At 52.1% G+C, this 12,656-nt stretch carries 12 protein-coding genes and 2 pseudogenes; 9 read left to right on the top strand and 5 right to left on the bottom strand.

Annotated elements, in window-relative coordinates; all coding sequences use genetic code 11:
- Positions 1-192 precede the first annotated feature (192 nt).
- Entirely contained in the window at positions 193-1,425 is a 1,233-nt protein-coding gene (locus ABU190_RS06900) for an MFS transporter (RefSeq protein ID WP_354690839.1), read from the top strand.
- Positions 1,426-1,537: 112 nt separating this feature from the next.
- Complete coding sequence (locus ABU190_RS06895; RefSeq protein WP_354690838.1) at positions 1,538-2,218, top strand: ABC transporter substrate-binding protein; 681 nt, start codon at positions 1,538-1,540, stop codon at positions 2,216-2,218.
- Positions 2,219-2,238: 20 nt separating this feature from the next.
- Here ABU190_RS06895 and ABU190_RS06890 read toward each other — a convergent pair whose 3' ends face one another.
- The gene (locus ABU190_RS06890; protein WP_354690837.1) at positions 2,239-3,195 is read right to left on the bottom strand and encodes an AraC family transcriptional regulator; all 957 of its coding nucleotides are present in this window, start codon (positions 3,193-3,195) and stop codon (positions 2,239-2,241) included.
- A gap of 113 nt (positions 3,196-3,308) precedes the next feature.
- Between ABU190_RS06890 and ABU190_RS06885 the strand changes: the two genes are divergently transcribed.
- Positions 3,309-4,502, top strand: a complete 1,194-nt coding sequence (locus tag ABU190_RS06885; protein WP_296433351.1) for an MFS transporter — start codon at positions 3,309-3,311, stop codon at positions 4,500-4,502.
- A gap of 97 nt (positions 4,503-4,599) precedes the next feature.
- Here the strand turns inward: ABU190_RS06885 and ABU190_RS06880 are convergent, their stop codons facing one another.
- Positions 4,600-5,613, bottom strand: coding sequence for an aldo/keto reductase (locus ABU190_RS06880; protein WP_354690836.1), 1,014 nt, complete (start codon positions 5,611-5,613; stop codon positions 4,600-4,602).
- Between the two features lie 102 nt (positions 5,614-5,715).
- Here ABU190_RS06880 and ABU190_RS06875 point away from each other — a divergent pair, with 102 nt between their 5' ends.
- Both ABU190_RS06875 and ABU190_RS06870 read left to right on the top strand, forming a co-directional pair.
- Positions 5,716-6,597, top strand: a complete 882-nt coding sequence (locus ABU190_RS06875) for a LysR family transcriptional regulator (RefSeq protein ID WP_223878702.1) — start codon at positions 5,716-5,718, stop codon at positions 6,595-6,597.
- A gap of 56 nt (positions 6,598-6,653) precedes the next feature.
- The gene (locus ABU190_RS06870; protein WP_354690835.1) at positions 6,654-7,442 is read left to right on the top strand and encodes a phosphotransferase; all 789 of its coding nucleotides are present in this window, start codon (positions 6,654-6,656) and stop codon (positions 7,440-7,442) included.
- A 50-nt stretch (positions 7,443-7,492) separates the two neighbouring features.
- On the opposite strand, the gene ABU190_RS06865 is transcribed toward ABU190_RS06870, so the two are convergent.
- Positions 7,493-7,999: an ATP-binding protein gene (locus ABU190_RS06865; protein ID WP_071196105.1), complete on the bottom strand. Its 507-nt coding sequence runs from the start codon at positions 7,997-7,999 to the stop codon at positions 7,493-7,495.
- Between the two features lie 291 nt (positions 8,000-8,290).
- Between ABU190_RS06865 and ABU190_RS06860 the strand changes: the two genes are divergently transcribed.
- Entirely contained in the window at positions 8,291-8,968 is a 678-nt protein-coding gene (locus ABU190_RS06860) for a DUF1963 domain-containing protein (protein WP_354690834.1), read from the top strand.
- Positions 8,969-8,990: 22 nt separating this feature from the next.
- On the opposite strand, the gene ABU190_RS06855 is transcribed toward ABU190_RS06860, so the two are convergent.
- Positions 8,991-9,392: a RidA family protein gene (locus ABU190_RS06855; RefSeq protein ID WP_354690833.1), complete on the bottom strand. Its 402-nt coding sequence runs from the start codon at positions 9,390-9,392 to the stop codon at positions 8,991-8,993.
- A 143-nt stretch (positions 9,393-9,535) separates the two neighbouring features.
- On the opposite strand from ABU190_RS06855, the gene ABU190_RS06850 reads away from it, so the two are divergent.
- Positions 9,536-10,141: a TetR/AcrR family transcriptional regulator gene (locus ABU190_RS06850; RefSeq protein ID WP_354690832.1), complete on the top strand. Its 606-nt coding sequence runs from the start codon at positions 9,536-9,538 to the stop codon at positions 10,139-10,141.
- Here ABU190_RS06850 and ABU190_RS06845 read toward each other — a convergent pair.
- Positions 10,138-10,428 (bottom strand): annotated as a pseudogene (locus tag ABU190_RS06845) (MFS transporter); the annotation flags it as partial. The gene ABU190_RS06850 and the pseudogene ABU190_RS06845 overlap by 4 nt on opposite strands.
- A 12-nt stretch (positions 10,429-10,440) precedes the next feature.
- On the opposite strand from ABU190_RS06845, the pseudogene ABU190_RS06840 reads away from it, so the two are divergent.
- Positions 10,441-10,587 (top strand): annotated as a pseudogene (locus ABU190_RS06840) (LysR family transcriptional regulator); the annotation flags it as partial.
- Between the two features lie 923 nt (positions 10,588-11,510).
- A complete protein-coding gene (locus tag ABU190_RS06835; RefSeq protein ID WP_354690831.1) occupies positions 11,511-12,551 on the top strand; it encodes an AAA family ATPase in 1,041 nt (346 codons plus the stop codon).
- The last annotated feature ends 105 nt before the right edge of the window (positions 12,552-12,656 follow it).

The following is a 12,656-nucleotide window of genomic DNA, read 5'->3' as shown; positions in this document are numbered from 1 at the left end:
CTTTACCCGTTCACGAGGCTGATCATGACAGAGTTCACATGAGCATTAGTGAACGGAACCTGGCCCACTTAACTGACATGTACTGAATAATGCTATGCGCATCCCGGGCGCTACAGCATTCACTAAACGGGAACCAGGAATCACCGCCGGGCAAACATCATGCCCTGGCTTACCACTTTTATAGGATTTTCTATGGCACCACTGTTGTCCGGCAACGATGGCCGTTTACTGCAACATCGCTCATTCGTCTCGTTCTGGCTGGCGCGCACCAGCTCAAGCTTCGGCTTTCAGATGTTGTCTATCATCGTTGGCTGGCAAATCTATTCGCAAACCCACAGTGCCTTTTGGCTGGGCATGATAGGCCTGGTGCAATTTTTCCCTTCCGTTATTCTCGCACTGCCCGCCGGGCACATTGCCGACCAGTTTGATCGCCGCCGGGTCGTGATGTTTGGCCAGATACTGGAATGGGCGGCCATTGCGCTCCTCGCCTGGCTGACTTGGAAAGGGGATGCCAGCGTTGGGGTGATCTTGTCGCTGATTTTTATTATCTCTTCGGCGAAAACTCTTGAATCACCGGCGATGATCTCAATGCTACCTGCACTGGTGCCCACCTCGATTTTGCCGCGTGCTACGGCCGCCAACGCGGTATCCGGCCAGGCGGCGCAGATTGTCGGGCCTGCACTGGGCGGTTTCCTGTATGCGGCTGGTGCGGAGGTGGTTTATGCGGTGACGGCGGGGCTGTATCTGCTCTCGTTAATGCTGGTGCTGACGTTGCGCTATGAGCAGGCGCTGCCGCCGCGTACCCCGCCGACGCTTTCCTCACGGTTTGCCGGTGTCGATTTTATCCGTAAGCGCCCGGATGTCTTAGGGGTCATCTCCCTCGATCTCTTTGCCGTCCTGCTGGGCGGGGCAACGGCGCTACTGCCGATTTTCGCTCACGATGTGCTGCACACCGGCCCCATTGGCCTGGGCGTGCTGCGTAGCGCCCCTGCCGTAGGGGCGTTGCTGATGGGCTTCTGGTTAAGCCATCGTGCGCTTAAGCGCAATGTCGGGATGATCATGTTTATGAGTGTGGCGGGGTTTGGTGTTGCCACGCTGGTTTTCGCGCTGTCGAGCTGGATGTGGCTGTCGCTGCTGGCGCTTTTTGCGCTGGGCGGCTGTGATATGGTCAGCATGGTCATTCGTGGCTCGCTGGTACAACTCGACACGCCGGATGAGATGCGCGGGCGCGTCAACGCGGTGAACTCCATTTTTATCAATACCTCAAATCAATTGGGTGAGTTCGAGTCCGGGATGCTTGCCGCCTGGCTTGGTGCCGTGCCTGCGGCGGCCATTGGCGGTATCGGTACGCTGGTGGTGGTGGCGCTGTGGATGAAGTGGTTCCCTAATCTTCGTAAGCGCCAGCGGCTGGAAAGTGGGGCGTAGCAATAAGGCGCGGACAATTCAATTGCGGATTGCCCGCGCATGACGAACGGCCTGTTGCTATCTTTTCCTGACGGGAGAACCGATCACACCGCGTTGCGCACAGGAGAAGCTCATGTCAGATGAAACGTTACCCACCCTGCGTTTTGCCATCAATTTAGGTAATGCTGTGTTGGCCTCATTGACGCCTGATGGTCAGCCAGCAGGTATCACCGTCGAACTGGCAAAAGATATCGCCCGTCATCTGCATTGCCGACCGGAATTCATCACTTATCCTGCCGCCGGGAAGGTGGTTGACGATGCCGGTCAGGACGTCTGGGATATTGCCTTTTTGGCAATCGATCCTAAACGCGAGGATCGCCTGCGCTTTACGTCCCCGTATATCACCATTAAAGGGACCTTGCTGGTGCGCGAACAGAGTGACTGGCGAAGCGTTAGCGACATGGATAAGCCGGGTGTCGTCATCAATGTGGGCAAGAATGCGGCCTATGACCTCTGGCTATCACGCGAGTTACATCATGCAACCCTGAACCGCCTTGCATCCTCCCAGGCGGCGATTGATGCTTTTTTAGCGGGGGAAGGTGAGATGGCCGCCGGTATTCGCCAGCCGCTTGAGGCCGCAGCCCAAAACAATCCAGGCTTTCGTGTGTTGCCGGATGATTTCACCGAAATTCAACAGGCCATCTGCGTGGCAAAAGCCGATGATCGGTATTTTGATGCCATAACAGAACGGCTCGCCCGGTTGGGTGAAGAAAATACCTTGTCAGAAATGATTGCCGGACATATGCGCCAGTAGTCTTCAACCGGTGCAAACCCTCATAACTCCGGCTGTGACTGGGCGGCCTCGCGAAGGGCGCCCGGCGGGTGGCCGACAATGCGCTTAAAGGCCCGGCTGAATGCCGCGAGCGAACCATAGCCCAGTCGCAGCGCTACGGTTTCGATAGCCTGGTTTTCATGGCTAATGTACTGGATCGCCAGTCGCATACGTAGCTCGCTGAGATATTTTGCCGGGGTGCTACCGGTGGCAGAGAGGAAACGTTCAGCAAAGACCGAGCGGGATGTTCCTGCCTCTTTTGCCAGGTCCGCCACGCTCCAGTTAATGCCCGGCTGTTGATGCATGGCGTAAATCGCCCGGCTCAGCCGTGGGTCGCGCAGCACCTGCACCCAGCCGGTGGCTTTGCCACAACCGGCTTCCACCCAACCGCGTACAATCAGCGCTGCCACCACATCCGCCAGCCGCGCCAGGATACCCGCAAACCCGACCTGACGGGTCATTGATTCGCGCTCCATGGCGGCAAGCAGGGGGTGAATTTCCGGCCAGGTTGACATCAGCTTACTGACCATCATCACTTCCGGCATCGCTTTAATCAGCGGCTGCATCCCGCCCAGTTCGAAATCCATACATCCGCTGAATATCACCACGTTTTCACTGCCTTTGCAGGGTTCGCAGGTGATTTGGCAAACCGAGCCGCAAATGGCTTCGCCGTGAAATGCGGAGACCGGCGTCGCCGTCGCGTCGTCATCCGAGAGCAGCGCATGAGCGTTGCCGTTGGGAATAAACAGCGCATCGCCGCTGTTGAGCGCAAAACAGGTACCGCTCTCCATCCGTAATACCGCCGGGCCACGGCTAACGAAATGAAACTGGGCTTTACCGGGCGCGGCGTCGAAGGCGAAACCGAACGGCGCGCTGGCCTCAAAGCGGCGGTATTTCACGCCAGAAAGGCGCATACCGCGCAGTAACTCGCTGATGAGATCGGGTGTCTGAACCGCCATCGCTACAACTCCGGACGAATTATCAATAATTGGAGATTATATGTCATAGATCGTCCGTGGGGAACTTCCTATGCTTTGCGACACAGGTCACATTTTATGACGGGAGAGAACAAATGAATGCAGATGTTGCGGCGAGAGAGGTGACTGCGCCCGTAAAACCCGCCTGGCGAGCCGTCTATTCACTGGGGCTTGGGGTGTTTGGTTTGATTACCGCCGAGTTTTTACCCGCCAGTTTATTGACGCCCATGGCGGCGAGTCTGGGGGTAAGCGAAGGGATGGCCGGGCAGGCGGTGACCGCCACGGCACTGGTGGCACTGCTGAGTGGGCTGTTGATTGCCGCCGCCACGAAAAATATCGACCGTCGCTGGGTGCTGATTTTCTTTTCGGTATTGCAAATCGTCTCCAGTCTGCTGGTGGCCTTTGCCCCCTCGCTGCATGTATTGCTGCTTGGCCGTCTGCTGTTAGGCGTGGCGATTGGCGGCTTCTGGGCGATGTCGACTGCCACCGCGCTAAGGCTGGTGCCAATCGCCCAGGTGCCAAAAGCGCTGGCGATTATCTTTTCCAGCGTGTCGGTTGCAACTGTCGTCGCCGCACCGCTCGGCAGCTATCTGGGCAGCATTATTGGCTGGCGTAATGTCTTTCTTCTTTCAACCGCACCGAGCGCGCTGGCGCTACTGTGGCAATTATGGGTGCTGCCATCCATGAAACCGGAACACAGTAGCAGCCTGAGCGCACTGTTTCGCGTACTGCGTCGACCGGGCATGGTGGGCGGGATGCTGGCGAGTATTCTGATTTTCAGCGGACATTTTGCCTTCTTCACCTATCTGCGACCTTTTCTGGAGACCGTCGGGCAGGTGAGTGTGGAGAGCATTTCGTTGATCCTGTTGGGATTTGGGCTGGCAAACTTTGTCGGCACCTCCCTCGCCGGGCATCTGCTATCGCGCAATTTACATCTGACCCTGGCGCTGGTGCCGTTTGGAATGGGGCTGATGGCGGTTGCGATGGTGCTGTTTGGGCATCTGGCGTTGCTGGATGGCTTGCTGGTTACCCTGTGGGGATTCGCTTTTGGCATGGTGCCGGTAGGCTGGACCACCTGGCTTGCGACGACCGTGCCGGATGAGGCGGAAAGCGCGGGCGGACTGCTGGTGGCATCGGTGCAGCTTGCCATTGGCGCGGGCGCGGCAGGCGGTGGGGCAATATTTGACGTCAGCGGGGCAAGCGGTGTCTTCACCGGCAGCGGGTTACTGCTGCTGACGGCGATGTTCATTGTATTTGTCGGCGTGCGGACAAAACCGGTCGCCGTATAAGTACCCGGTAAAACAGTGCGCTTTGTGCCGGATGAACAGCCCAAAGCGCTGAGTGAGACAGTGGCAACCTTTTCTATTTAGGATAAAGGAACGCCATTCAGGACGCCGTTTCTTCTGGCACGTTGGTGCCCATGCCTTCGGGCAGAAACGGCGCGATTTCAGCCAGTTCGTCCTCGCTCAGTTTGAACCCGGCAGCCCCCAGCAGACCGTCGACCTGTGCCGGGCGGCGCGCGCCGACAATCGCACCGGATATGGCAGGCTGTCTCAGCACCCAGGCAATCGCCACCGCCGCGGGTGTCAGCCCGTGGCGATCGCCAATCCGACGGAAGGTCTCCACCAAGGCAAGGTTTTGGGTCAGCCGTGGCTCCCGAAAGTCCGGACTGCGGGTTTTGCGCCAGTCGTCATCGGGGAGGCGGGCGATGCGTTCACGCGTCATCGCACCGCTTAGCAGACCTGATTGCAGGGTCGAATAGGCGATGACGCCGACCCCCGTTTGCTCACAGAAGGGCAGGATGTCAGATTCGACCTCGCGCATGAGTGCTGAATAAGGCGGCTGGAGTGAGGCAATCTCCGTAACGGCCTGGGCGCGCTTGAGTTGTGCGACGTCAAAATTGGAGACGCCGATGGCGCGGATTTTTCCTTGCTGACGCGCCGTATCCAGCACCGAGAGCGCCGCCTCAATGCCGTCATCCGGGCCATCTGCCGGGAAGGCAGGCCAGTGGATCTGATACAGATCGATAGCTTCTGTCCGAAGGCGGCGCAGGCTTTCGTCAATCTCCCGAAGCAACGAATCCGGTGCCAGGGAGTGCGAAATCTGCCGACTTATCGGATCCCAGACCAGGCTGCCTTTGGTGAAGACTAACGGACGGCGCGAAGCCGGCACCCGGCGAAGCAGTCTTCCGACAATTTCCTCGGCATGACCCAGACCGTAAACGGCGGCGGTGTCGATCCAGTTCACGCCGCGCTCCACGGCGTATTCCAGCGCGGACAGGCTTTCTTCGTCATCCTGCGCTCCCCAGCCAAATTCCCAGCCCGCCCCCGCGATGGCCCAGGTTCCCAGCCCGATGGGTGAGATAGTGAAATCGGCATTCCCCAGTTTTCTGTGCTGCATGGTTTAACTCCTCAATCAAGTTGACGGCGCCAGTGTGTCACGGTAGATAGCAGGCGATAAGCCATGTTATGTTTGATGAACTACTGAATAATTCTCATCAATATGACAATCGATCTGCATGAACTTGACGCCTTTGAAGCCGTGGCACGGCATCGCAGCTTCCGTAAAGCGGCCGCTGAGCGAGGTGTCTCTGCCTCGGCCCTGAGCCATGCCATGCGTGGGCTTGAAGAGCGACTGGGCGTGCGTCTGCTCCACCGCACCACCCGCAGCGTTACGCCCACCGAGGCAGGCCATCGCCTGCTGGCCCGGCTCGCTCCTGCTTTGCGTGATGTCGCCGACGCGCTCGCCGACGTGACGGCGTTACAGGCGGTACCCGCAGGCACGCTGCGTCTGAATGTACCGCGTCCGGCGGCCTGGCTGGTGCTGGCCCCGATACTGGCGGGATTTGTGGCGAAGTATCCGTGCGTAAAAGTCGACGTTGTGACTGACGACGGCCTGGCTGATATCGTGGACAGTGGCTTTGACGCGGGTATCCGTTTTGGCGAAAGCCTGGCCGGAGATATGGTGGCTGTTCCTGTCGGTCCGCCGCAGCGCTTCGTTTGTGTTGCGGCGCCGTCTTACCTGAAATTGCGTGACGCGCCGAAAACGCCGGACGAACTGCTGGACCACGCCTGTGTTTGCCGTCGTTTTCCAAGTGGCCGCCACTATCACTGGGAATTTCTGGTCTCAGGAAAATCGCTGACCGTCGCTGTTGCTGGCCCATTGGTGTTCGACGACGATATGTTAATGATTCAGGCTGCACGCGACGGTGCAGGCATTGCTTACGTTTACGAGGCGATGGTGAGAGAAGAGGTAGCCGCGGGTCGGTTGGTGTCTCTACTGGATAGCTTCAGCGCGCCGCCGGGGCGATTTTTCCTCTACTACTCCGGGCGGCGGAATCTGCCGACCGCGTTGCGGGCCTTTGTCGATTTTATTCGCGCATAAATGCCATCGCTTTAAACACCGGAGTACCAGAAAAATACCCACTGAGGGAGTGAGCTATGTCAGTTGAAAATCTATCCCGGATGGGGGTAGCCAGAGTGGCGCTTCTTGTGGATGAAGCGGGTTATCAGTTCATCGAGAAATGTCCTGTTGGTGAGGTGGAGTACCATTTTTATCAACAGGCGGCCAATGCACTCACCCACGCAGGCGTTGCCGTGCCGAAACTGTTATCTGCCGATCCTGAGTTACGCAGGCTAAGACTGGAATATATCCCCCGTGAAATTGACCAGGATGAAGTCTTCGCAGATGAAATACTCATTATGCTCGGAAACTTACATCGATACACCGCCAGTCCGCAGTGGCTTTACCACAACCATGCATGGTCAGACTCCGCGCTTGAGCACGCTCTTCTGCTCCTGGCATTACCCGACAAAAGTGCACGACAATTTCGGCACTTCCGGCAGTGTAGTGATGTTTTGTTTGGTTATCAGAGTCTGATTTCTGGCGATAGCAATGCCGGTAATTGGGGAAGAAGAGCGAACGGTGATGTTGTGCTTTTCGACTGGGAAAGATTTGGAAGAGGAAGCCCGGCCATCGATCTGGCTCCCCTTATAAAAGGAATGGGAACGAAACACGCCTTTACTGATCTTGCCGAACGCTATTGCCAGCTATCGGGTCAGCGTAATTCCACAGCGCTGGCGAGAGAAATGGCTATTGCTAAAGCATGGATCGTCACCGAAGTGATTACGCTGCTTTATGAGCGGAAAAAATCAACCTTTCCTTTGTATCTTAACTGGTACAAGGAACATCTTCCCGACTGGTTAGATAACATAGAGAAAATGCTTTGAATAAATACGGGCATTAAAAAGCCGTCTGCTGACGGCTCAGGTTCACTATTTTAGCTGTATTCGATAATAGTGAACCCTTCATCTGCACTCGGTGCTGTGAAATAACGCGTTATCATTTCAAACTCTTCATCTGTTGCTGCAAAATCGTGCGCGCCTTCGGCGTTACGGGCGCGTAAACGGGCTTTGCATATATCGTCAGAGACGTTGAGATAATGCAGGCAATTATTAGCACCCGACGCCGTAATGATATCCATCATCCATTCACGATTCGCCCGTGTATTTGCCGGAAAATCCAGAACGACCGATACACCAGCGTTCAGTAAGGATATCAGATGTGGCTTCATGGCATTTTTGAGCTTTGCTGCGCACTGCACATAAGCCGCGACTGACTGTATTTCATCTTTATAGAGTGCAGCCAGCCACGTGTCCTCACTGATAATGATCGTGCCTGGCGATGCCCCCAATCTTGCAGTTAACGTGGATTTACCCGAAGCGATTTTTCCACATAAAAGGTGAAGAGTTGGTTTTACTGCTTTGACAGGTGTATCCGTATTCATGCTTTGCCTCACTGGATGATTACCGGTAAGGCCCGCCTTACCGGCGGGAAGATGACGAGCGTTATCCCACCTGACAGGGGCAGGTGATAATAATTAACGCATAAGAAGATACTGAACAGATTTTTATCATCAGATGAAGCTAACAGGGGGAGGGTGAAAAGTCACCTGGTTTGAGAAAGGATTACTGAGGTCTTCTTTGGTCCGGACCTTTCCGGGAAGCATTTTTATATATAATGAGCAGGTCTGAATCCGCGATATTAAGAGAATATCCTCATACGCAAGGTATCGAAGATGAAATCCGAAAGTGCGTTAGTTTTAGAAGAGCTCAGGTCCAAATTGCGCCCCGCCTCGGTGGCTCAGGTCGGTGGTTTTCGCCCCAGTGCAGATCCTCTTACCTCCTGGTTTTTAAAAGGAGTATCGCTTGCAGGCGAAGGACTGCCTGTCTGGAGAGGGAAACCGATGTTTCCGCTTCTTCAGATTCGTATCGCTGAGCTTCCTGTTATTCCTGAACAACTCAAGAATGTCGCTCTTCTGGTTCTCTTTCATAATATGGAAAGCCATCCTTTTGACCAACCCCATGGTGAAGGCTGGCTAATTCGTGAATATGCCACGCTTGAGGGGCTTGAGTTATTACCTGAACTGACCACGCCGTATCGCGCGTTTCCTGTGCGATGGTTAAGTGTGAATGATGATGCGCCGGGCTGGGAGGATGCCTGGGATATTCTTGACCTTTCTGCCGTAAACGATGATGAACCAGCCAGTGACAGTTTCTTTGAGGACTTTAGCCGCTACGGGGGAACCAAAGTTGGCGGATACCCTGCGGAAATACAACATGGTGTCGGGCTTGAGGATTTCGTCTTTCAGGTAGGATCTGAAGAAAAAGTTAACTGGATGTGGGCGGACAACGGCATTGGCTATTTTCACAAATCACCAGACGGCGTCTGGCGATTTTCATGTCAGTTCTACTGATAAATTGATCTGTTTCCTCTGGTTATGACTGATGCGCAGGAATGCGGGCAATCACCTTAATTTCAAAATCGAATCCTGCAAGCCAGTTGACGCCAACAGCAGTCCAGTTTGGATAAGGGGGATGCGGAAAAACAGACTGCTTAACCTGCATAATGGCGGGAAATTGATTCTCAGGATCGGTATGAAAGGTCATGACATCAATCAAATCATCAAAGGTACATCCAGCAGCATCAAGAACCGCTTTCAGGTTATCGAAGGCAAGTCGGACCTGAGCGGCAAAATCGGGTTCCGGCGAGCCATCAGGCCGGCTTCCGACCTGACCAGAAACAAACAGCAAGTCGCCAGAACGGATCGCGGCGGAATAACCGTGTTCATTATAGAGAGCATGGCGATGAGCAGGAAAAACAGGTTCGCGTTGAATCACAGGGTTTCCTCTTTTCAAATAGATAGCGCAGATGAAGCAATACAGGATGGAATGATTTAACATACGTGATGTATGTGTAATAATTATCACATACATCACGTATGTCAAGTGAGATACGCGATGTATGTCAAAAAGGAGAGGGTATGGCTGTTAACCGCCGAATCGAGGCGATGGAAGAAAATCGCGCAAAAATGATTTCAGCCGCGCGTAAGGCCTTTGCAGAAAAAGGCTTTGCTAATGCATCAATGGATGAATTAACCGCAAGTGTGGGTCTGACGCGCGGTGCGCTTTATCACACCTTTGGCGATAAAAAGGGGTTACTTGCCGCGGTTGTCACCCAGATAGATAGCGAAATGGCTCAGCGCGCAAAAGCCGCTGCCGCAACAGCCAGCGATGACTGGGAGAGATTGCTGGCCGAAGGCATTGCTTACATTCAGATGGCGCTGGACCCCGAAGTGAGACGTATTGTCCTGCTTGACGGCCCGGCTTTCCTGGGCGATCCCGCTCAATGGCCCAGCCAGAATAGCTGCCTTGAATCCACCCGACAAACCCTGACAAGCATGATTGAACGCAAGGTCGTCAAAGAGATGGATGCAACGGCCGCTGCGCATCTGTTGAACGGAGCGGCGCTCAATGCTGCACTGTTGATAGCCGCGAGCGACGCTCCGCAAAAGAGACTGCCAGACGTTATTAAGGTGTTTACGCTGCTTGCCGGCGGGTTACGTCATCATTCAGGCGAATCGCACTAAGATCGCTGCGGGATGCGGCTGGCCGGATCTGAAGGGAGACCAGAGGCGCGCCGGATAAGCCGGATACTTAATCCGGCGCCTGCCGCCAGATATACCGCCATCGCCAGAAGCGCCACGATAAAGGCATGCGTGATATTGGCTCCGCTTTTAGCGGTGTCCAGCATGCTGTAAAAAATGCCGCCAATGACGGCGACGCTCAGCGCAGTGCTGATTTGTAATGTCGAGCTGGTCACTCCGGCAATCATTCCTGAAAATGCCGGGGCAACACGGCCAGTCACCATCCGCACCCCATACCCGCATTACAGTCTATTCATATGCCGGAGCCGCCGCCATCCATAGATATATGGATGGGGTATCACTGTGACCTCCGGCATATGGATCGCCTGCGGGTAATGCTGGATATCGCCGATGCAATGCTTGCGGATCCCGCGATGACCGCAAAGTGAGTCTGTTTTCGCTCTATGCTGCTGCCGGAATAGTGGTGGCTTGGTATTGCGAGCAAAGTTGCCACAATACTGGTTGAGCAGCCTGCAGAACCCCTGAAATATCTGGCCTCATTGCGATTATCGATCCTGCAAATCTGGCATCAAAAAAAGATCCTGACGAGAAGAGTTTTATTACACGTGAGTTCAGAGGCTTTGACGGTCTGCCCGATGACATTCGGCAACGGACAATGTAAAACAGGCCTGCATATAACGCGAGATGTTCGCTCATAGCGGGCCTTTTGTTCAGTCGGTTTGTCCGCTTTGTGCCAAAGCAGACGTTGCCAAAACTGTTGTAACACAATGCATTTGAGCAAGTTAAAGCGTTTTGCTCATGTAGCTTATCTTTGATGAAGCCTACCCCTTGGAAATCTCTCAATAAAACAATGTACATATCATCTTTTTCTATTAAAAACATACATATGTATTACATTTCATGATTTTTTTGGTAGCATTAAGGTGTGCTGTCATCATCGCATGCTGGTGTAAATAATACTAATATCTGAATCTCTACAAAATGCTGAGGGTAAGGTGGAGTTAAAAACTGACAAACTGTGGGATGAGATAGTTAATTACCTTATAGCCACACCTAAAGTTCTAGGCGCATTTTGTGCGGCCTACTTCTCTGGGCAATTATGGGTATTTATTATTTTTGCATTTTTAATAAAGAAGAAATCAGCAAAAAATCTCGTTGATAAATTTTGGGGTAAGATATCTCTAGGAATCATTTGGCTAGCTTTCGTAAGCGCTCCAGTCTATTATTTAAGGTATCAGACCTTCATCGTTTCATATGACGACTACTTGAATATAATATATACTACTATTTTATTTTCATTCTTCATCCAATTTATAATTATGGCAATACTCACATGCTTTAAGGAAGCAGTATGAAAGTAATAAACATTGTAAGCGGAAAGGGTGGAACTGGTAAGACCTTGCTGACTGCAGTTCTAGCTGAAACGTTAGGCAACGCAGGTTCCAATGTTTTAGTTATAGACTTGGATGTATTTGTCCGAGGACTCACCTCGCTTCTTTATTATCATAAAAATGAAAAAATAAAACTGTGTGAAAATTGGGAAATGTCCGTCGCAGAGTTTTTTATAAATAAAGGAATTCCTTCTTTATTCGAACGTCGTCCAAAAAAGTTTGCAATTGCCCGATATAGATCTTTTGATGTAATTCCATCAGTGAGCAGAGTAGATGAGCTTTTACAGTTTTCTGATTTGATGCCAGACACAAAAAAAGAAGCACTAGATTACATTCAAGGATTATTGCGAGCAATAAAAAATGAAAAAACATATGACTTTATTTTCTTTGATAGTCGTGCAGGCTATGATGAACTAATATCTGCCTCACACCAATGCAGTGATATTACGATTTGCGTGGAAGAAGAAGATAACATCTCAAGAATAACAACTGATAATCTAATCAATCAGATGCAGAATGACACGAACAATCCAATATTTAGATTAATTAACAAGACCACATCAGACAAAGAATATACGGCCAGTTCTGTAACACATATTGGCAATATCCCTTTTGATATGGACATCATGCGTACATTTGGTCAAAAAAACTTCTGGGATGATTTGAAATCAACAATATACCTTGATGCAATTATAAAATCCTGGAACAACCTTTCCAACAAGATGGATTTATCCTGTAGTATTGACTCTAAAAGACAATCACCTTTCAGGTACCGGTCCATCGAGAAGAAACTCCAGTTTTATTCTCTGAAAGATAGAGTAATGATACTTTATGGCATTTTAATTGGTTTCATGGGCGTACTTTATCCTTTATTCCAGAACGGTTTATTTAGTGAACTCTTAAATAATAGAGAGTTGCTGCTAAGAATTATGTCTAGTTTTGTTGGGATTTTTGGGTTCGCATTAACATTTTTGATTATACTGAAAAATAGAAAAAAATAGATAACCCCCCCCAAACATTTTATATTATGTGTGGGGGGCAATCGATCTTAACCGACTGATATTAAATAATATTTATAGTAAAAATAGGCATGATAGCAACTGTTT

The organism is Phytobacter sp. RSE-02, from assembly GCF_040578655.1.
GTDB classification, from domain to species: domain Bacteria; phylum Pseudomonadota; class Gammaproteobacteria; order Enterobacterales; family Enterobacteriaceae; genus Phytobacter; species Phytobacter diazotrophicus.
Note: the sequence above shows the minus strand (reverse complement) of the source record. Positions and strands in the feature narration are given on the sequence as shown.

Excerpts from the sequence above, each read along its gene's own strand:
- ABU190_RS06900 (WP_354690839.1), top strand. The coding sequence starts at position 193 with ATGGCACCACTGTTGTCCGGCAACGATGGCCGTTTACTGCAACATCGC.
- ABU190_RS06895 (WP_354690838.1), top strand. The coding sequence starts at position 1,538 with ATGTCAGATGAAACGTTACCCACCCTGCGTTTTGCCATCAATTTAGGT.
- ABU190_RS06890 (WP_354690837.1), bottom strand. The coding sequence starts at position 3,195 with ATGGCGGTTCAGACACCCGATCTCATCAGCGAGTTACTGCGCGGTATG.
- ABU190_RS06885 (WP_296433351.1), top strand. The coding sequence starts at position 3,309 with ATGAATGCAGATGTTGCGGCGAGAGAGGTGACTGCGCCCGTAAAACCC.
- ABU190_RS06880 (WP_354690836.1), bottom strand. The coding sequence starts at position 5,613 with ATGCAGCACAGAAAACTGGGGAATGCCGATTTCACTATCTCACCCATC.
- ABU190_RS06875 (WP_223878702.1), top strand. The coding sequence starts at position 5,716 with ATGACAATCGATCTGCATGAACTTGACGCCTTTGAAGCCGTGGCACGG.
- ABU190_RS06870 (WP_354690835.1), top strand. The coding sequence starts at position 6,654 with ATGTCAGTTGAAAATCTATCCCGGATGGGGGTAGCCAGAGTGGCGCTT.
- ABU190_RS06865 (WP_071196105.1), bottom strand. The coding sequence starts at position 7,999 with ATGAATACGGATACACCTGTCAAAGCAGTAAAACCAACTCTTCACCTT.
- ABU190_RS06860 (WP_354690834.1), top strand. The coding sequence starts at position 8,291 with ATGAAATCCGAAAGTGCGTTAGTTTTAGAAGAGCTCAGGTCCAAATTG.
- ABU190_RS06850 (WP_354690832.1), top strand. The coding sequence starts at position 9,536 with ATGGCTGTTAACCGCCGAATCGAGGCGATGGAAGAAAATCGCGCAAAA.
- ABU190_RS06835 (WP_354690831.1), top strand. The coding sequence starts at position 11,511 with ATGAAAGTAATAAACATTGTAAGCGGAAAGGGTGGAACTGGTAAGACC.